Genomic DNA, 18,940 nt, shown 5'->3' on the forward strand with positions numbered 1-18,940 from the left:
ATCGGGGAACTACATTTTCAAAATGATGCCGGCTAAGGGCGGTAAGGTGACGGCAATCGAATGTTGCTGGCCCATCCACGGTTGCGGTTCGGACAATACCGTCCCGTTGCCGACGTTGCTGCCGTCGTAATATTGCGAGTCGGAGTTGAAAATTTCGAAGTAGGTGCCCGGTTGCGGCACGCCGATTCGATAGCTTTCCCGCGGCACCGGTGTGAAATTCAGGATGACGATCAAATCTTCGTGCGCCGATTTGCGCCGGTAGCTGATGATGGACTGCTGGTAGTCGTGGCAATCGATCCATTCGAAGCCTTGATGTTCGAAATCGTACCGGTGTAACGCGGCATGGCTGCTGTATAGCTTGTTCAGATCCTTGACCAATGTCTGCAAGCCGCGATGGTGGGGATAGTCCAACACGTACCAATCCAAGGTACGGTTACAACTCCACTCGGTGCCCTGGCCGAATTCGCAGCCCATGAACAACAGCTTCTTGCCGGGATAGGTGAACATCATGGTATAGAGCAGGCGCAGGTTGGCGAAACGCTGCCATTCGTCGCCGGGCATTTTGTTCAGCAGGGAGCCTTTGCCGTGCACCACTTCGTCGTGCGAAAACGGTAGCACGAAGTTTTCGGTGAAGGCGTACAACAGGCCGAAGGTCAGCGAATCGTGATGGTAGGAGCGGTGAATCGGCTGCTCTTGCATGTAATGCAGAATGTCGTGCATCCAGCCCATATTCCATTTCATCGAGAAGCCCAAGCCACCGGTCCAGGTCGGCCGGGTCACTTGCGGCCAGGAGGTGGATTCTTCGGCCATGATCACGGTGCCGGGGTGCTGCTCGTGGGTCACCGTATTCATATGGCGCAGGAAGTCGATCGCTTCCAGGTTTTCGTTGCCGCCGTACATATTGGGAATCCAGTCGTTGGCATCGCGCGAGTAATCCAGATACAGCATCGAGGCGACCGCATCGACGCGCAGACCGTCCAGATGGAATTCCTCCAGCCAGAAGAAGGCGCTGGACAGCAGGAAGTTTTTCACTTCATTGCGGCTGTAGTTGTAGATCAATGTGCCCCAATCGCGATGTTCGCCTTTGCGCGGGTCTTCGTGCTCGTAAAGCGGGGTGCCGTCGAAGCGACCCAGCGCGAAGCTGTCCTTCGGAAAATGGGCCGGCACCCAGTCCAGGATCACACCGATGCCGTTTTGGTGGCAGTGATCGACGAAAAAACGGAAGTCGTCCGGCGTGCCGTGGCGGCTGGTCGGCGCAAAATAACCGGTGGTCTGGTAGCCCCAGGAAATGTCCAGCGGGTGTTCGGTGACCGGTAACAGTTCGATATGGGTAAAGCCCATTTCTTTGACGTAATCGACCAATTGCGCGGCCAGATCGCGGTAGTTCAGAAAATTGCCGCGGTGGTCGCGCCGCCAAGAGCCGAGGTGTACTTCGTAGATCGACATCGGCCGGTGGAGCCAGTCGTGTTGCGGCCGTTGCTCCATCCAGGCGCCGTCGCGCCAGATGTAGGCATCCTCGTCGACCACGATCGCCGCAGTGGATGGACGAAACTCGAACTGCTGGCCGTAAGGGTCGGTTTTGACCAGCACTTGGCCGCTGTGGCGGTTCAGGATTTCGAACTTGTACAGGTTGCCTACCGTCAGGCCCGGAACAAAGATCTCCCAAATGCCGCTGTTGCCCAGATTGCGCATCGGATGGCAACGGCCATCCCAGCGATTGAAGTCGCCGATGGCGCTGACTCGTTGCGCGTTGGGAGCCCAGACGGCGAAATGCACGCCTTCAATGCCGTCGACCGTCATCAAATGGGCGCCGAGCTTTTGGTAAATGTGCCAATGCCTGCCTTCGCCGAACAGATGTTGGTCGAATTCCGGCAGTATCGGCCCGAAGCTATAAGGATCGTACTGGCAGTGGCTGCCGCCGTCTTTGTCCAGCCAGATTAACTGGTAGTGGGCCGGAACGCCGGTTTTGCCGGGGCGGTATTCGAAGAAATCGCTGTCCGGGATGCGTTGAAATTCGCCGCCGTCGGCTGCCAGTTTGACGGATTCGGCGTAGGGCAAAAAGGCGCGGAGAATGGTGTCGCCGCCTACGGTATGGCGGCCCAAAACCGAGAACGGATCGTGATGTTTGGCATCTTTAATTTTGACGAGTTCTGAATCAAGCGAATGTAACGGGCTTGGCTTGTTCATCTTGCAGGGCCTCAGTATAGTTAGGGTTAAGCGTTGGGCGGGGACGGCGATTTTGCTAAAAGACCGGCGTTAATAGTAGCAATGCGTATGGGTTTTTACTTTTCCGTGAAGAGTAACGATAATGGCTCAGCGCGGCAAGTGCCAGCTCGAGAAATCTGCATCGGCCGGCCGCAGCCCGTATTTGCAGTAAAGCTTATCAATTGAACGAGGAAATACATGTCAGTCGTCGATACACATCAGCAGGAGAGACGGGTAAACGATTTAACCCGCAATACCATCGCTTTAATTTTGGCTGGCGGACGCGGCTCGCGGTTGAAGAACATGACGGACTGGCGGGCTAAGCCGGCGGTACCTTTCGGCGGCAAGTTTCGGATTATCGATTTTCCATTATCGAATTGCATCAACTCGGATATTCGCAAGATCGGAATCCTGACCCAATACAAAGCCGATTCCTTGATTCGGCACATTCAGCAAGGCTGGGGCTTCCTGCGCGGCGAATTCGGCGAATACGTCGATCTGATGCCGGCGCAGCAGCGCCACGACGAACACTCCTGGTATCAGGGCACAGCCGATGCAATCTACCAAAACATCGATATTTTACGGGCGCGCAATCCGGAGTTCGTGTTGGTCTTGGCCGGCGACCACATTTACAAAATGGATTACTCGGTGATGTTGGCCGACCATGTCGCCAACAAGGCCGACCTGACCATCGGCTGTATCGAAGTGTCGCTGGAAGATGCTAAGGCGTTCGGGGTAATGCACGTCGACGACAACCGTCGGGTCAAGGCCTTCGTCGAAAAGCCGGAAAATCCGCCGGTCATGCCGGGCCGGGAGAACACCGCGCTGGCGTCGATGGGGATTTACATTTTTAACGCCGGGTTTTTGTTCGAGCAACTGATCAAAGATGCGGACACCAAGGGGTCCAGCCGCGATTTCGGCAAAGACATCATTCCGGCGGTAATCGACAAGTACCGGGTCAACGCCTATCCGTTTTTGGATCTGCAAAGCGGCCAGCAAAGCTACTGGCGCGACGTCGGAACCATCGACGCTTACTGGACCGCCAACATGGAGCTGGTCGGCGTCAAACCTGACCTGAATCTGTACGACAACACTTGGCCGATCTGGACCTACCAAGCGCAGACGCCGCCGGCTAAATTCGTGTTCGACGACGACGATCGCCGTGGTCAAGCTATCGACTCGATGGTCTCCGGCGGCTGTGTGATCTCCGGCGCGACTGTCAGGCACTCGCTGTTGTTCTCGCAAGTCAGGGTCAATTCCTATAGCATCGTAGAGGATTCGGTAGTGCTGCCGGAAGTCAATATCGGCCGGCATTGCCGGATCAAGAAAGCGATCATCGAAAAAGGCTGCCAAGTGCCGGAAGGCACCGTGATCGGCGAAAACCGGGCTGAAGACGAAAAGCGCTTTCATGTCAGCGAGGGCGGCGTCGTGCTGGTGACCTCCGATATGTTGGGGCAACGCCGGAATTATGTCCGCTAAAAAATTGAAGCTGGTGCTGTGCTGGCACATGCACCAGCCGGAATACCGCGATATGCAGAGCGGGGAGTTCAAATTACCTTGGACTTATCTGCATGTCATAAAAGACTACGTCGATATGGTGGCCCACCTGGAGGCCACTCCGGCGGCGAAAGCGGTGGTGAACTTTGCACCCATCTTGCTGGAGCAGATCGAAGACTATTCAAACCAGGTCAATGGCTATTTGCACGATAGAATCGCGATCAAGGATCCGCTGCTCGCGGCCTTGGTTGAGCCGGCTGTTTCGGCTGATCCGGATCGGCGACTGAAATTGTTGCACGATTGCCGTAAGGCGAACCGCGAGCGACAGATCGAGCGCTATCCCGCCTTCCGCAAGCTAATCGATATGGCGGATTGGATCCAGTCGCACCAGGATTCGGTCAACTACGTCAACGCGCAGTTCATTTCCGACATATTGGTCTGGTACCATTTGGTGTGGATGGGCGAGACCGTCAAACTTGGCGACGGCCGCGTGCAGCGTCTGATCGACAAAGGCAGCGGTTTCAGTCTGCACGACAGGATCGAGATTGTCGAAATTATCGGCGACCTGTTATCGCGAGTCATCTACCGTTATAAATCGCTGGCCAGAAAAGGCCGTATCGAATTATCCGTTACCCCTTACGCCCATCCGATCATGCCGCTGATGCTGCAAATCGATTGTGCCCGCGAGGCGATGCCTGGCGTCGAATTGCCGGGACTGGAGAACTATCCGGGCGGGGAGGAGCGGGTACGTTGGCATCTGCAGAAGGGCGTGGCGACGTTTCGGCATTTCTTCGGCTTCGAGCCGCAAGGTTGCTGGCCGTCGGAGGGCAGTGTCAGCGAGCGGACGCTGCAGATTCTGGCCGAAGCCGGTTTCCGTTGGGCCGCCAGTGGCGGCAACGTGCTGCACAATAGTTTGCACGCCTCCGGTGTGGCCGGAAGTTGCAGCCCGCACCAGCCGTTTAAACTATATTCAGCCGATATTGCCTGTTTTTTCCGGGACGATGGCTTGTCAGACCTGATAGGTTTTGAATATTCCAAATGGCATGCCGATGATGCGGTGGCCGATTTGATCAAACATTTGGAGAATATCGCCGATTTCGATAGCGAGGAGCCTCTGGTTTCGATCATTATGGACGGCGAAAATGCGTGGGAATATTTTCCGGATAACGGCTATCATTTTCTTAGCGCTTTGTATCGTCGGTTGAGCGAGCATCCGCGTATCGAGTTGACCACCTTTTCCGAGTATCTGGATAGCAAAGGAAATCGCAGAGGAAAATTGCCGAAATTGGTGGCTGGAAGTTGGGTTTACGGTACCTTTTCGACCTGGATTGGCGATGCCGATAAGAATTACGGCTGGGATATGCTGGGCGATGTCAAGATGGCGTTCGATCGGGCTGTGGCGAACGGTAAGCTCGGCGAGCAACAGCTGCTGCGTGCTCAAACCCAGTTGGGTGTTTGCGAAGGTTCGGACTGGTTCTGGTGGTTTGGCGACTATAACCCCGGCGAAGCGGTTAGCGACTTCGAAAAGCAGTATAGGCTCAATCTGACCAACCTTTACCGGTTGTTGGGGGAAGAGCCGCCGGCGTACTTGGCCTTGTCGTTTACGCAAGGTAGCGGTAGTCCGGCGATGGGCGGTGCTATGCGCCGCGGTAATCAAATATAAGAAAACGGAACTAGTTCATGGGTGCTCTCTTGGATAAACGCCGCGCGGGCGTTTTGCTACACATTACATCCTTGCCGGGGCGCGGAGAGTGTGGCGATTTGGGAAGGGAAGCGTTTCATTTTGTCAATTTTCTCCACGATACCGGTGCCACGGTTTGGCAGACCTTGCCACTCGGCATGCCGCACGGCGACGGGTCGCCGTACCAGTGTTTGTCTGCCCATGCCGGCAATCCGGCGCTGATCAATCTCGAATGGTTGTCGGACAAGGGTTGGCTGCAGGCCGTCGACCGTTGCGGCGATTGTCATACCAATACTGAAATTACCAAAAGTTGCCTGATAACCAAGGCGTTCTACGGCTTCCAAAATTTGGCCGATGCCGAACAGCAGGCTGATTTTCAACGGTTTTGTCAGGAAAAAGCCGATTGGCTCGATGACTTCGCCTTGTTTATCGCATTGCGTAACGTATTCGGGCACAAATGTTGGAACGAGTGGCCGGAAGCGTTGCGGCAACGTGAGCCGAAAGCGCTGAGCGAGTCGCGGCAGTTATTGAAAGCGGTGATCGATTCGATCAAATTCGAACAGTACGTATTCTTCAGGCAGTGGCACGAGTTGAAGGATTATGCGGCTCGGCACGGCGTTCTGATGTTCGGCGACATTCCGATTTTTGTTTCCTACGATAGTGCCGACGTCTGGGCTAACCGCGACGTGTTCAAACTGAACGCGGCCGGCGAGATGGAAGTCGTGGCCGGGGTGCCGCCGGATTATTTTTCCGAATTCGGTCAGCGCTGGGGTAATCCGCATTATGACTGGGAGTATTTGCGCAAAACCGGTTTCAAGTGGTGGCTGGAGCGGATCAAATCCCAATACGAGATGTTTGATATTCTCCGCATTGACCATTTTCGCGGGCTGGAAGCGGCATGGGAGATTCCGGCCAACGAGGACACCGCGATCAACGGCCGTTGGGTCGTCGCGCCCGGCGCCGAGTTATTGGCCGAAATTCAACGTCATTTCGGCTCGCTGTCGCTGGTTGCCGAAGACTTGGGCATCATTACCGCCGAAGTCGAGGCCTTGCGCGACGACTTCGAATTGCCCGGCATGAAGATTTTGCAATTTGCTTTCGGCGACGATAGTCGCAATCCCTATCTGCCGTGTAACTACCATCGAAACTGTGTGGTGTATACCGGTACCCACGACAACGACACCACGTTAGGCTGGTTCGACGGGCTTAACGACAGCGAAAAACAGCGGATTTATGACTATTTAGGCTGGTCCAGTTTGCCGATGCCGAGCGCGCTGATTCATGCCGCGATGGGATCGGTTGCCAATCTGGCGATGATTCCGATGCAGGATATCTTAAAGCTCGGGTCGCCGGATCGGATGAATACGCCCGGAACCACTGAAGGTAACTGGCGCTGGCGTTTCGATTGGTCGCAATTGTCCGACGATAAAGCCGGACATTTTGCGCATTTAGTCCGCTTGTTCGGCCGCTGCTGAAGCGGCCGAGTTCAGCTGTCAATCGTCGTCTTGCTTGGCCGGTTTTTCCGGTATCGGCAGCGATGGAATTTTGTAGTCGGCAATAATCGCCTGGATTTTTGCCCGATTCTTGTCGATCAAGTCGTTAAGCTGTTGCTTGCGCTGATTGTCGCCTTGGCGAATGCCCATCGCAATCGAGAAATCGAAGCGCGTCCCCGGTGCCGATTGCATCGGGATTGCGATATAGCCGTTCTTGGTGTTCTGATTTTGCACGTACGCCGCCATCGGGCCCCATAAAATCACCATGTCGATTTTTCCGGCGCTCAGATCCTTCTCGATCTGCATTGCCACGTTGTGTTCGCTGTCGCCGGTCATACTTTGGTAAGGAACGCCGTAATCCAGCAGGCCGTTCTGTTGCAGCCAGTCGGTACCGGGGCCGCGGTCGAACATGGCGATTTTCAGTTTCTGCTGTCGCTGCTCGGGCAATTGCACCAATTGGTTGGGATCTTTGATATCGTCCCAGCCCCGGCCTTTTGCAATCAATAAGACGTAGGTCGAATGCAGGTAGGGTTTGGTGGTTTCGGTCAATTCGAAGCCGGCCGGCACGCCCATCACGACATCGCACTTGAAACCTTCGCCATTGTCGTTTTCCGCTTTCAAGGTGTTGCGGATGAAGCCGATGCGGTCCGGCAACCAGGTGTATTCGAGTTCCTGGCCCAATTGGTCGGCAAACAGCGCGGCGATTTTATTCTCGTAGCCGGTCAGTTCCTTAGTGGAATAGGGCGGGTTTACCGGGTCTGCGCAGACTTTGAACTTGTCCTGGGCTTGGCTGTTGGCGATTGGCGCGGTCAAGGCTAGAGATAAGGCCCAAGTGGTAAAGGTCGAATTGGCTTTCATGATAATTCCTGTACTGGTTTTCTTGGCATAAAAAAGCCTTGGCCGATTGCTCGGCCAAGGCTTGCTTCACTGCAATCTAAAGTTTAGATTTTAGTTAGGCAGAGCGAACACAGTCAGTGTACCACCCAGTTTGGTGTAAGAGCCTAAGCTTCTGTACGCGCCAACCGCACCCAGACCTTCCGAGTTGGTTGATGACGAACCGTCGTCCAGACCGGCCGCGATACCGATACCTGCCCAACCGCCGATACCTGACAGAACGCCGACGTATTGTTTGCCTTCGAATTCCCAAGTGTTGACGTTACCGATGATGCCGGATGGGGTTTTGAATTTGTACAATTCTTTACCGGTTTTGGCGTCAACTGCTTTCAGGTAACCTTCCAGGGTGCCGTAGAACACAACGCCACCAGCCGTTGCAACAGAGCCTGACCAGACAGAGAATTGTTCTTTGTTAGACCAAGCGATTTTGCCGGTTTTGGCATCCCACGCGGTGAACTGGCCCAGGTTGGTGGTGCCGTCTTTTTTACCGGTCAAAACATCAGCGCCTGCAGGCATCATGTTCAGGGTGGCACCTACGTACGGTTGGCCAGCGGTGTAGCTAACTTCAAACGGTTCGTACTCCATGCACAAGTGGTTGCCGGAGATGTAGAACAGGCCGGTTTGTGGAGAGTAAGACACCGGTTGTTGGTTTTTCGCACCCAGCGCTGCAGGGCAGGTACCAACGGTGTTGACGTCTTCGCCGTTATGCTCGGTAGAGAATTCAGGCACGACTTGTGGGCGGCCGGATTTCATGTCGACGTGAGTCAGCCAGTTGACTGATTTGTCAAAGGTTTCTGCAACCAGCAATTCACCAGTTTCACGGTCCAGGGTGTAGCCCACGCCGTTACGGTCAAAGTGGACGATGGTTTTGTGCATTTTGCCTTTGACTTCTTGGTCAACCAGAACGGTTTCGTTGATACCGTCATAGTCCCACTCGTCGTGTGGCGTCATTTGGTAAACCCATTTAACTTCACCGGTGTCGGCGTCGCGAGCCCACAGAGACATGGACCATTTGTTGTCGCCCGGACGTTGTACAGGGTTCCATGTAGAAGGGTTGCCTGAGCCGTAGTAGACCAGATTCAGTTTAGGGTCGTAGGAATACCAGCCCCAGGTGGTGCCGCCACCGATTTTCCATTGGTCACCTTTCCAGGTCGCCAAGCTGGATTCAGGTCCCAGCGGAGTGACTTTTCCGTCTTGCCAGGTGGTGGATTTGCCCGGTTTGATCAGGGTGTCCTTGTCCGGACCCATGCTGTAACCTTTCCACGCCAACTGGCCGGTTTTGATGTCGTAAGCAGCCAGGAAGCCGCGGACACCAAACTCACCACCCGAAATACCGGTGATGACTTTGTCTTTAACAACGATCGGCGCGTTGGTGTTGGTCATACCCAGTTTCGGGTCGCCGTTTTGTACGCTCCATACGCGTTTGCCGGTTTTGGCATCCAGCGCAGTCAGCACGGTGTCTGATTGTTGCAGGAAGATTTTACCGTCGCCGTAAGCCAAGCCGCGGTTAACGGTATCGCAGCACATGACAGGAATGGTGACGTCGGCATCCATTGTTGGGGTGAATTCCCAGATGACCGCTTTGGTTTTTTGGTCGATCGCGTAAACGGTGTTAGGGAACGGAGTGTGAACATACAGAACGCCGTTAACAACCAGAGGACCACCTTCGTGACCACGCAACACACCGGTAGAGAAAGACCAGGCTGGTTGCAGGTTTTTAACGTTCTGAGTGTTGATTTGGGACAATTTGCTGTAGCGGGTACCAGCGTAGTCGCCACCCCAAGAAGCCCAGTTAGCAGGGTTTTGAGTTAATTTTTCTAAGTCGTCGTTGGCGGTAGATACGGTTGGTGCAGCAAGGATCGTCGCTACAGTCGAAGCAAGCAGCCAGTTGTGTACAGGCTTCTTCATATGTTTCCTCCTGGTAATCTGTTGATGAGACAGAGTACGGTTTTGTGTTGTTAAGACTAATATTAGTTTTAAAGCTCTGTTTGGATGACTGACCTGTTTAGGTCGTTCGCACATCGTCGAACGCAGAGGTAGAGCCACACCAGACGTGTAAATTGAAGGATTTTTTCCTAAAAGTCAACCGGAAAAACTCTGCCGGGAACGCCCGCAAACGATAAAGCCAAGACTTATAATGCCTTAGCATTTGGCGCTGATTTGCTCAACGCGGCAAACAAATGCCCAGGCCGCCGAGGCCGCAATAACCGTCGGGATTTTTGGCCAGATACTGCTGGTGGTCCTGCTCGGCGTAGTAAAACGGCGGCGCAATGCGGATTTCGGTCGTGATTGGCGGAAATCCGGCTTTCGATAGTTCAGCTTGGTATGCGTGTTGGCTGGCGCTGGCTGCGGCGAGTTGTTCGTCACCGTAGCAGTAAATTGCCGAACGGTACTGCGTGCCGATGTCGTTGCCCTGACGCATGCCTTGGGTCGGGTTGTGCGCTTCCCAAAACACCGCCAACAACGACGCGTAGCTAACGGTTTGCGGGTCGAAGACTACCAGAACCACTTCGGCGTGGCCGGTCATGCCGCTACAGACTTCCTGATAGCTTGGATTGGGCGTAAAGCCGCCGGCATAGCCGACTGCAGTAGTATAGACGCCGGCTTGCTGCCAGAACTTGCGTTCGGCGCCCCAAAAACAACCCATGCCGAATACCGCTTGCTGCATCTGCTCCGGAAACGGCGGATGGTAAGGATGGCCGTGTACGGCATGCGTCAAGCCGCTGGCGATAGGCGACGAGCGGCCCGCTAACGCTTGTTCCGCAACAGGCATGGCAATTTTTTTGGAAAGAAAAGACATAACCGCCTTCCCCCTAGTCGAATGATGGGACGCTGGGGATTATAATCCCCGACCTTTCGATAAAGTTAATCAAATCATGAAACAACAGGATTGCTTACGCCGCTTTATCTTCGAAGAGCACGGTGTGCGCGGCGAATGGGTGCGGCTACAGACCAGCTTGGTCGAAGCCAAACAACACCAGCGGATAGCGGACGATGCAGTCGACGCCCAAATGGGACAGGCGCTGGCCGCGGTGGTATTGCTGTCGGCGACGATCAAATTTAAAGGCGCAATGATTATGCAGATTCAGGGCGGCGGCGATTTGACCGCTTTGGTCGCCCAGGCCAGCAACGACCGTAACATTCGGGGACTGGTGCGTAGCGCGGACAAGGTCAGCGGCGCCAACCTGCGCGAAATGGTCGGCGCTGGCGGGCGATTGGTGCTGACCGTCGAATCCGAGAATGCCGAACCTTACCAAGGTATCGTCGGGATCGAGGCCGATACGCTGGCCGAAGTGTTGGAAGTGTATTTCAAACAATCGGAACAACTGAACACCCGATTGTGGTTGTTCGCCGACCGCAACGCCGCGGCCGGATTGTTGATTCAAGAGTTGCCGGGTGAACACAAAGACCCGGCCGACTGGGAGCGCCTGGAAATGTTGGCCGCTACCGTCACCGCCCAGGAAATCTTCACGCTGGATTGCGAAGATTTGCTGTATCGGCTATTCCATCAGGAAAAGGTCAGAATCTTCGATCCGGAAGCGGTGGAATTCAAATGCACTTGTTCCCGGCAAAAAATCGCCGGCACTTTATTGATGTTGGGGCGGTCCGAACTGCATGCGATTTTGCAAGAGCGCGACGACATCGAAATCGACTGCCAGTTCTGCGGTGCGCAATACCGCTTCGATCAAATCGACGTAGAAAATTTGCTGACCAATCCGGCGGCAGAAACCGAGACCAACCCGCCGACCCGGCATTGAGGAGGCTATGAAAACATTTTCCCGAGTTTTACGCTGGTTGCTGGCTTTTACCTTGCTCAGCACGATGACTGGTTGTCTGCATTGGTTGCACGCCTATCAGACCTATTTGCAGATGGACGAATTCGACCGCTATTTCTCGGTGGTGTCGAAAGACGATTTCACCGTACATTTCAAGAAACCCAAGTTATTCAGCGAAGACTTCGTGTCGCTGGCCAAACTGCATGCCAGTAGCGAGGAGCAGACCGCCGACGGCAAACGTTGGCGTTACTGGTTCCGGAAAATCGATAAGGACGGCAAGCAGGTCGCCCCGGAAATCAGCTTTTACCTGGATCTGGCCTTCAACAAGGAGGACAAGATCACCGACTGGACCTTTTCCAACCTGTTTCTGCAAATCGCGCCGCCGGAGTTTTTGGAGGCTTCGTTCCGTTCGTTGGGCGGTGCCGAAATTAATGAAGAGAAAAAGCAGTTAAAAGCCAAAGCCGACCAACTCGAAAAAATTGCCGCGCTGCTGCCGAAAAAAGCGGTTGTGGTTAAGCAGTTAGGCGAGCCGTTGGAGATCACTCAGGAAGACAAGCAGGAAGTTTACCTGTACCACTTTCGTCTGGAAGCGAAGGAGATCGAAGAAGGTTACGAGGATAGGGCTTTGAGCGAAGTCAGGCTGATGTTCGACAAGCAAACAGCGGAGATGGTGAAAATGTCCGGCCGTTTCGCCGGCCTGAAGATTTCGATCAACTACCGGGATTACCAAGAAGATAAGACCGTCGCCGGTTTGTAGGCTGATTGGGCCGGCTGCATGGCCGCCGGCCCATTTGCTCGACTGCTTAATTAGCTGCGGGCTTTCAATACCGCAACGGCAGGCAGTTCCTTACCTTCCAGGAATTCCAGGAAGGCGCCGCCGCCGGTGGAGGTGTAGGACACTTTATCGGCAATACCGTATTTGTCGATCGCCGCCAAAGTGTCGCCGCCGCCGGCAATCGAGAATGCCGGGCTGTCGGCGATCGCCATCGACATGGATTTGGTGCCTTCGCCGAACTGGTCGATTTCGAATACACCGACCGGGCCGTTCCAAACGATGGTGCCGGCCGTTTTCAAGATTTCCGCATATTGCTTTGCGGTTTCCGGGCCGATGTCCAGAATCAGATCGTCTTCAGCTACGTCGGCCACGTTTTTCACGGTGGCGGCTGCGGATTCCGAAAATTCTTTGGCAGTAACCACGTCAACCGGCACCGGAATGTCCGCACCGCGTTGTTTCGCCGCTGCAATCAATTTTTTCGCTTCCGGAAGCAGATCGGCTTCGTACAAGGACTTGCCGACGCCATAGCCAGCCGCGGCAATGAAAGTATTCGCGATGCCGCCGCCGACGATCAACTGATCGACTTTGGTCGACAATGATTCCAGCACGGTCAATTTAGTCGAAACCTTGGAACCACCGACGATTGCCACCAACGGCCGGGCGGGGGTTTCCAGGGCCTTGCCCAATGCATCCAATTCCGCGGCCAGCAGCGGACCGGCGCAGGCGACTGCAGCGTGCTCGGCCACAGCATGGGTCGAGGCTTCGGCGCGGTGGGCGGTGCCGAAGGCGTCCATCACGAAGATGTCGCACAGCGCAGCCATTTTTTGGCCCAGCTCGGCGCTGTTTTTCTTTTCGCCCTTATTGAAACGCACGTTCTCGCACAGCACGACTTCGCCGCGTTTGACCTCGACGCCGTCCAGCCAGTCTTTGACCAGACGTACCGGCTGGCCCAGCAATTGGGAAAAACGCTCGGCAACGGGTTTTAAACTGGAGGCTTCGTCGTATTCGCCTTCGGTCGGGCGGCCCAGGTGAGACATCAAAATCACCGCGGCGCCGCCGGCCAAGGCTGCTTCAACGGTCGGAACGCTGGCCTGAATGCGCAAATCGCTGGTGACTTTGCCGTCTTTGACCGGTACGTTTAAATCCTGGCGGATCAGGACGCGTTTGCCCGCCAGATCCAGATCGACCATTCGTTTGATAGACATAAGTTCTCCTATGGTTGAAATAAAAACATTATAGGGTAACACCGGTCGCGGCCCGAATTAAAAATCGGCAACACTCCGACCCATTGGACTATATTTTTTAACCATTACTTTAACTCTCCCGGACGGAGTCATGTGCAGATTACTGATGGCGGTCGCGGCATGCGTTTTTGCTTTTGCCGGTACTGCGGCCCGAGCGCAACCCTTGCCGGCAACGGGCGGAGACGAGATTCAGGTGCTGATCGACGTCTCCGGCAGCATGAAGCAAAACGATCCGGACAATCTGCGCGTCGCAGCCGGCCGCTTGCTGGTCGAATTGCTGCCGGACGGCAGCCGCACCGGATTGTGGTTGTTTGCCGAAAAGACCGTGCCGCTAATCGCCAGCGATAAGGTCAATGCGGCCTGGAAACAGCAAGCCGGTAAAGCGCTGGCCAACATTCATTCCCGCGGCCTGTACACCCATATCGAAGACGCGATCCGTACCGTTCTCAGCCAAGGCTTCAAAGGCCCCGGCCGCAAGCACTTGATCCTATTGACCGACGGCTTCGTCGATATCTCCAAGGACATCATGCAGAGTGCCGATTCGCGGGAGCGCATTCTCAGCGAATGGATTCCGCAGTTGCAGCAACAAGATATCCAGGTGCAGACTGTCGCGTTGTCCGACCAAGCGGACCAGGAGTTGCTGGACAAACTGGCGTTCGAGACCGGCGGTTGGGCCGAGGTCGCCCAATCCGCCGACCAATTGCAACGTTCGTTTTTGAAGATGGCACAAAAAGCCGCACCGAAAACCACGCTGCCGTTGCGCGACAATAAATTCAGTGTCGACAGCGGCATTCAGGAGTTTTCGATTCTGGTGTTCAAGACCGCGCATGCGGCGCCGACCCAATTGGCCCTGCCGGACGGCAAAACATTGGCGAAGCAGACCATGGCCGCCAATGTGTCGTGGCTGGAAAGCCAGAATTACGATTTGATCACGGTCAGGCAGCCGGCGGTGGGTGAGTGGCGTTTGCTGGCCGAAGTCGATCCGGATAATCAGGTCATGATCGTGACCGACCTCAAGCTACAGCTCAGCCAAATTCCGAATTTTATCGGCGAGCACGACACATTGGCGGTGGAGGCCCACTTTACCGACCGCGATCAGTTGATTACTCGGGCCGATTTTCTCGGCATGTTGAGTTTGGAGTTGGGGTTGGACCAATCTGCGCCGCAGAAAATGGCGGCGGCCGGCAACCCCGGTTTTTTTCAGCATAGTTTGAGCGGGCTGGCGGTTGGTAAGCACACCCTGAAATTCCTCGCCGACGGCAAGACCTTCAAACGCGAAATCATCAGCGAGATTCAAGTGGTAGCGACGCCGATTACTGTGGAGCGGCAGATCGATGCCGGACAGCGGCGGGTACGCCTGTTGTTGAAACCCGATTTGGCGCTGTTGGAGCCGGCCGGCATGGTGATTAACGCCCAAATCAGCCGCGACGATAAACAGCCTGAAACGCGTGCAGCGACCGCAAAAGACGGGCTCTGGGAGTTGGATTTAACCGAATTGCCGCCGGCAAGCGTCACCAAGGTCAGTTTTAACGTAATGGCCAAGGATCGCCATGGCAACCCGGTGTCTCCGGCCGTCAAGCCTGTAGCGATAGACGATAGCTGGTTTCATGCGGAGCCGGCCGCTGCCGAGGAACCACCGCAACATGGCGAGCCTGCGGTCCCGGCTGCCGAGGCAGGCCATGTTGCGGCCAAGGAAGCTGCGCATCCGGACACGCATCCCGAGCCCGAGCCCGAGCTGCTACCGGCGGCCAATTGGTGGCTGGTCGGCGGCGTTTTGCTGGCGATTAATCTGTTATTCGGGCTGGCCGGCTTTTTTATCTACCGCTATTTGAAAAAATCCGAAGCGGAACAGCATCAACGCTTGTTGGAGAAATTGTCATGAGTTCGTTCGATTCGGTAGTCGTGGTATTGGCGGCGGAAGCCTTTGCCGTTTTGTTGTTGTTGGTTATCGTGCTGTTCTACCTGTCCCGGAATAGAAAAGGCAAGGAAATGGCCGAAATCGAGCGCTTCATCGGCGATTTGGAAGGTCATTCCTTCGAAAAAGGCGAACGTTTGCAGCAGTTCATCAGCGAACATTGCAGTTTGAGCGAAGCGGAAATCGAAACGGTGCTGCAGCAAGTCAACGCCTCGGAACGCGCCTTGTTTCAGGATGTAATCCGCTTGTTCCTGAAGCGGGAATTGGTGCTGTTGCAGGAGATAGAGCAACGCATCGAGCAATTGGCCGAGCCTTACCAAAATCTGGTCACCAGCGCCGGTTCGGTTCAGCACGGGCCAGCCGGAGGCGCTGATGCGGAGCAGGTGCAAAAGCAGGTCGGCCTGGAGCGGGTAAATCAACAATTGGTGCGGCAACTCGATACGGCGATGAAAACCATAGACGAAATGTCCGCCGAATATACCCGGGTGTTCAGCGGCAACCAAACCGCTTTGGAATTGGAAAACAGCAGCAAAAAGATGTTGCAGATATTTCTCGACGCCGAGTTGGCGTTGCGGCATGACCTTGAGGAGTTGGCGCAGCGATGAGTCAGACGTGGACGATCATCATTCTGGCCAATCTATTCGCCGTCAGCGTGTTGGGATTGGCGGTGCTGTGGCTGGTTGGCAGACGGGAGAAAAAACGCCATCAGGCCGAAATCGAGGCGTTGTTGGCTGAAATCGAAGACCGGCAAGGGCAGCGTGCAGATCGTATCCTGCTGGCGCTGGTCGAAAAATACGGCTTCGGCGAGGAGGCAGGGCATAGCGTGTCGGAGGTGCTGATGCTGGCGGAAAAGCAGTTCCTATACCAGTGTGTCGAGCAATTGCTGGGTCGGCAACCGCTATCCGGTTTTTACGAGAGTCTGTGCGGCTTGCTCGACAGTTATCTGAACGCCACCCTGACGGCAAAACCCGTTGCGCCGCCGATTGCAGAACCAGCGGACGGCGATGCAGAACCAGCGGGCGGCGATGGCGATGCCGAGCCTGCGGAAGCCGGTGCGGAGCAAACCGAAACGCCGCCGCCGCCGGATTGGGGGGATGTGTTCGATTGATGCTCAGGCCGCAGTATCGGCCAGTTTGATACCGGTGAATTTGCTGAAAAGTTGGGCGGAGCGTTTAGACAGGCTATCGCCGTCGCCCGGTTCCGGTTGGCCGTTTTCGAATACGACCACCGAGTCGCTGTCTACCCAGTAACGGTTGCCTGCGACCGGTTTTTGTTCGGCCGGTTCGAAAATGTCGCGCCCCGGTTTTTGCGCGGTATCCACCGCCAGCCGCCAAGTCCGTTCCGGAATGGACGGTAACTCCATCGCCAGCCGTTGATCCGACATGTTGAGGATGACGTGCAAGTCGGACTCATCCTTAGCCAAAGCCGTTAACGTAAATGCCAGCACCCGGGCTTCCGGATCGTCCCAACGCGGAGGCTGGCCGACCTCCAGACCGTGCCAGACGATATCGGGCATGCCGCGTTCTTCCAAAATCTCCCCGCTCAGAAACCGCCGGCGCATCAGCGAAACGTGGCGTTTGCGCAAGCGAATCATCAACTGTACGAAATGCAGAATGTCGGCATTTTCCTTGGCTTTCTCCCAATTCAGCCAGCTGAGTTCGTTGTCCTGGCAATAGCAGTTGTTGTTGCCCTGTTGCGTGTGCAGGATTTCGTCGCCGGCCAGCAGCATCGGTACGCCGTGGCTCAACAGCAGAATGGCAAAGGTGTTTTTCACGCGTTTGCGGCGCAGCGCCAGGATAGCCGGATCGCGGGTTGGGCCTTCGGTGCCGCAATTGCTGCTCAAATTGTTATTGCAGCCGTCGCGGTTGTTTTCGCCGTTGGCGGCATTGTGTTTTTCGTTGTAACTGAACAGGTCGTTCAGCGTAAAGCCGTCGTGGCAGGTGACGAAATTAATCCCGCTGATCGGCAACCGGTGTTGGTGCTGGTAGAGGTCGCTGCTGCCGCAAATGCGGGTGGCGACTTCGCTGATGATGCCGGTATCGCCGCGCACGAAACGGCGGATCACGTCGCGGTAACGGCCGTTCCATTCGCCCCAGCGGTAACCGGGGAAGTTGCCGACCTGGTACAGGCCGGAGGCGTCCCAGGCTTCGGCGATCAGTTTGGTTCTGGCCAATTGTTCCGACAATTCGATGCCCCAGACCAGCGGCGGGTCCTGCAGTACGCTGCCGTCTTCGCCGCGGGCCAGTGCGCTGGCGAGGTCGAAGCGGAAGCCGTCCACGTGCATTTCTCTGACCCAATACTCCAGGCAGCTGATAATGAAGTTGGTGACCAGCGGATGGTTGGCGTTGACGGTGTTGCCGCAGCCGGTGTAATCGTGAAAAATGCGTTTGTCGTGCTTGTCGGTCAGATAAAAGCTGTTACCGGTGATACCTTTGAAGTTGATCACCGGTCCATCGGCGCCGGCTTCCGAGGTGTGGTTGAACACAACGTCCATGATCACGCCGATGCCGGCTTTGTGTAAAGCCTTGACCAAGTCGCGGAACTCGCGGATGTGCGTGCCCTGTTCCGGCGTTACGCAGTAGCCGGGATGCGGGCTGAAAAAACTGTGGGTGCTGTAACCCCAGTAGTTTTTCAGGCCCAAATCCGAGGTGTGCGGCGGAACGTCCTGCTCGTCAAAGGCCATCACCGGCAGCAACTCGACGTGGGTGATGCCCAGTTTGGACAAGTAAGGGATTTTTTCGATCAGGCCGGCAAAGCTGCCCGGATGCTTGACTTTGGCGGACGGATGGCGAGTGAAACCGCCGACGTGCAATTCGTAAATGATGGCTTTCTCGCTGCGGATCGCCAGCGGGGTATCGCCTTCCCAGTCGTAGCGGTCGTCCACCACCACCGCGCGCATCGCATGGGCGCTGTTGTCGCCGGGCAGGCAGGCGGCGGCACGTTGCCAGAGTTTGTCGCTAACCGCCCGTGCCCAAGGGTCCAGCAACAGCTTGTCCTTGTCGAAGCGCAAGCCGGACTCGCGAGTATTGCTCGGGCCGTCGATACGCCAAGCGTACCAAGTGCCGGTCGGCAAGCCTTCGACGAATACGTGCCAGGAAAAAAAAGTGTGGTGTTTGTCTTTGTGTAGCGCAATGACTTGAAACGGTTCCGGACTGTCGTTGCTGGCGAACAGCAACAATTCGACCTCTGTGGCATGCCGGCTGGAGATGGAAAAATTCACGCCGCCTTCGCTGACTTTGGCGCCGTGCGGATAGGGACTCCCTGACTTTAAACTGTATGATTCGCGCATGCCCTTTGCCGAAAAACTTGGATGCCTTGATTTTACTGCAAATCGTAGGCACAGGCCTACGCCTTGCGTAAATAATCGACAACGGGTAGAGTCTATTAGCGTGCCATTGCGGAGGGCTGAATCAGCCGGCAGCATCGGCCTGCGCTTAACCTTCCGCCAAACCATATCTTT

Annotated in this window: 14 protein-coding genes; 8 read left to right on the forward strand and 6 right to left on the reverse strand. The window is 55.5% G+C overall.

What is annotated here, in order from left to right; all coding sequences use genetic code 11:
• Nucleotides 1-9: 9 nt before the first annotated feature.
• A complete protein-coding gene (gene glgB, locus PL263_RS18280) occupies nucleotides 10-2,187 on the reverse strand; it encodes a 1,4-alpha-glucan branching protein GlgB (RefSeq protein WP_278210715.1) in 2,178 nt (725 codons plus the stop codon).
• 216 nt (nucleotides 2,188-2,403) lie between these two features.
• Here glgB and glgC point away from each other — a divergent pair, with 216 nt between their 5' ends.
• From glgC to malQ, 3 genes are read left to right on the forward strand one after another with little or no spacing between them, the layout of a single operon-like run.
• Nucleotides 2,404-3,684, forward strand: coding sequence for a glucose-1-phosphate adenylyltransferase (glgC, locus tag PL263_RS18285; RefSeq protein ID WP_140911632.1), 1,281 nt, complete (start codon nucleotides 2,404-2,406; stop codon nucleotides 3,682-3,684).
• Entirely contained in the window at nucleotides 3,674-5,365 is a 1,692-nt protein-coding gene (locus PL263_RS18290) for a glycoside hydrolase family 57 protein (RefSeq protein WP_278210717.1), read from the forward strand. Before glgC ends, PL263_RS18290 begins: the two co-directional genes overlap by 11 nt.
• 17 nt (nucleotides 5,366-5,382) lie before the next feature.
• Nucleotides 5,383-6,858, forward strand: a complete 1,476-nt coding sequence (gene malQ / locus PL263_RS18295) for a 4-alpha-glucanotransferase (protein WP_140911634.1) — start codon at nucleotides 5,383-5,385, stop codon at nucleotides 6,856-6,858.
• An 18-nt stretch (nucleotides 6,859-6,876) separates the two neighbouring features.
• On the opposite strand, the gene PL263_RS18300 is transcribed toward malQ, so the two are convergent.
• The 3 genes from PL263_RS18300 to msrA all read right to left on the reverse strand — a co-directional run bounded on the left by PL263_RS18300 (nucleotide 6,877) and on the right by msrA (nucleotide 10,570).
• Nucleotides 6,877-7,734 carry a quinoprotein dehydrogenase-associated putative ABC transporter substrate-binding protein gene (locus PL263_RS18300; protein WP_140911635.1) on the reverse strand — a complete coding sequence of 286 codons (858 nt, stop codon included), beginning with the start codon at nucleotides 7,732-7,734 and terminating at the stop codon, nucleotides 6,877-6,879.
• A 90-nt stretch (nucleotides 7,735-7,824) separates the two neighbouring features.
• Nucleotides 7,825-9,678, reverse strand: a complete 1,854-nt coding sequence (locus tag PL263_RS18305) for a methanol/ethanol family PQQ-dependent dehydrogenase (protein WP_278210720.1) — start codon at nucleotides 9,676-9,678, stop codon at nucleotides 7,825-7,827.
• A 256-nt stretch (nucleotides 9,679-9,934) separates the two neighbouring features.
• On the reverse strand, nucleotides 9,935-10,570 hold the full coding sequence (msrA, locus tag PL263_RS18310; RefSeq protein ID WP_278210721.1) for a peptide-methionine (S)-S-oxide reductase MsrA: 636 nt from the start codon (nucleotides 10,568-10,570) through the stop codon (nucleotides 9,935-9,937).
• A 76-nt stretch (nucleotides 10,571-10,646) separates the two neighbouring features.
• Between msrA and hslO the strand changes: the two genes are divergently transcribed.
• Nucleotides 10,647-11,528, forward strand: a complete 882-nt coding sequence (gene hslO, locus PL263_RS18315) for an Hsp33 family molecular chaperone HslO (RefSeq protein WP_278210722.1) — start codon at nucleotides 10,647-10,649, stop codon at nucleotides 11,526-11,528.
• A 7-nt stretch (nucleotides 11,529-11,535) separates the two neighbouring features.
• Nucleotides 11,536-12,303: a hypothetical protein gene (locus tag PL263_RS18320; protein WP_278210723.1), complete on the forward strand. Its 768-nt coding sequence runs from the start codon at nucleotides 11,536-11,538 to the stop codon at nucleotides 12,301-12,303.
• 50 nt (nucleotides 12,304-12,353) lie between these two features.
• On the opposite strand, the gene PL263_RS18325 is transcribed toward PL263_RS18320, so the two are convergent.
• Nucleotides 12,354-13,526, reverse strand: coding sequence for a phosphoglycerate kinase (locus PL263_RS18325; RefSeq protein WP_140911640.1), 1,173 nt, complete (start codon nucleotides 13,524-13,526; stop codon nucleotides 12,354-12,356).
• Nucleotides 13,527-13,656: 130 nt separating this feature from the next.
• On the opposite strand from PL263_RS18325, the gene PL263_RS18330 reads away from it, so the two are divergent.
• From PL263_RS18330 to PL263_RS18340, 3 genes are read left to right on the forward strand one after another with little or no spacing between them, the layout of a single operon-like run.
• Entirely contained in the window at nucleotides 13,657-15,447 is a 1,791-nt protein-coding gene (locus tag PL263_RS18330; RefSeq protein ID WP_278210726.1) for a vWA domain-containing protein, read from the forward strand.
• Nucleotides 15,444-16,085, forward strand: a complete 642-nt coding sequence (locus PL263_RS18335; RefSeq protein ID WP_278210728.1) for a hypothetical protein — start codon at nucleotides 15,444-15,446, stop codon at nucleotides 16,083-16,085. The genes PL263_RS18330 and PL263_RS18335 overlap by 4 nt, the downstream gene beginning before the upstream one ends.
• Entirely contained in the window at nucleotides 16,082-16,588 is a 507-nt protein-coding gene (locus PL263_RS18340) for a hypothetical protein (protein WP_278210729.1), read from the forward strand. Before PL263_RS18335 ends, PL263_RS18340 begins: the two co-directional genes overlap by 4 nt.
• A gap of 3 nt (nucleotides 16,589-16,591) precedes the next feature.
• Here PL263_RS18340 and glgX read toward each other — a convergent pair whose 3' ends face one another.
• Nucleotides 16,592-18,769: a glycogen debranching protein GlgX gene (gene glgX, locus PL263_RS18345; protein ID WP_278210730.1), complete on the reverse strand. Its 2,178-nt coding sequence runs from the start codon at nucleotides 18,767-18,769 to the stop codon at nucleotides 16,592-16,594.
• Nucleotides 18,770-18,940: the final 171 nt, after the last annotated feature.

Origin of the sequence: Methylomonas sp. EFPC3 (genome assembly GCF_029643245.1) — a bacterium.
Lineage (GTDB): Bacteria > Pseudomonadota > Gammaproteobacteria > Methylococcales > Methylomonadaceae > Methylomonas > Methylomonas koyamae_B.

Coding starts and splice junctions, on each gene's coding strand:
- glgB (WP_278210715.1), bottom strand. CDS start 2,187: ATGAACAAGCCAAGCCCGTTACATTCGCTTGATTCAGAACTCGTCAAA.
- glgC (WP_140911632.1), top strand. CDS start 2,404: ATGTCAGTCGTCGATACACATCAGCAGGAGAGACGGGTAAACGATTTA.
- PL263_RS18290 (WP_278210717.1), top strand. CDS start 3,674: ATGTCCGCTAAAAAATTGAAGCTGGTGCTGTGCTGGCACATGCACCAG.
- malQ (WP_140911634.1), top strand. CDS start 5,383: ATGGGTGCTCTCTTGGATAAACGCCGCGCGGGCGTTTTGCTACACATT.
- PL263_RS18300 (WP_140911635.1), bottom strand. CDS start 7,734: ATGAAAGCCAATTCGACCTTTACCACTTGGGCCTTATCTCTAGCCTTG.
- PL263_RS18305 (WP_278210720.1), bottom strand. CDS start 9,678: ATGAAGAAGCCTGTACACAACTGGCTGCTTGCTTCGACTGTAGCGACG.
- msrA (WP_278210721.1), bottom strand. CDS start 10,570: ATGTCTTTTCTTTCCAAAAAAATTGCCATGCCTGTTGCGGAACAAGCG.
- hslO (WP_278210722.1), top strand. CDS start 10,647: ATGAAACAACAGGATTGCTTACGCCGCTTTATCTTCGAAGAGCACGGT.
- PL263_RS18320 (WP_278210723.1), top strand. CDS start 11,536: ATGAAAACATTTTCCCGAGTTTTACGCTGGTTGCTGGCTTTTACCTTG.
- PL263_RS18325 (WP_140911640.1), bottom strand. CDS start 13,526: ATGTCTATCAAACGAATGGTCGATCTGGATCTGGCGGGCAAACGCGTC.
- PL263_RS18330 (WP_278210726.1), top strand. CDS start 13,657: ATGTGCAGATTACTGATGGCGGTCGCGGCATGCGTTTTTGCTTTTGCC.
- PL263_RS18335 (WP_278210728.1), top strand. CDS start 15,444: ATGAGTTCGTTCGATTCGGTAGTCGTGGTATTGGCGGCGGAAGCCTTT.
- PL263_RS18340 (WP_278210729.1), top strand. CDS start 16,082: ATGAGTCAGACGTGGACGATCATCATTCTGGCCAATCTATTCGCCGTC.
- glgX (WP_278210730.1), bottom strand. CDS start 18,769: ATGCGCGAATCATACAGTTTAAAGTCAGGGAGTCCCTATCCGCACGGC.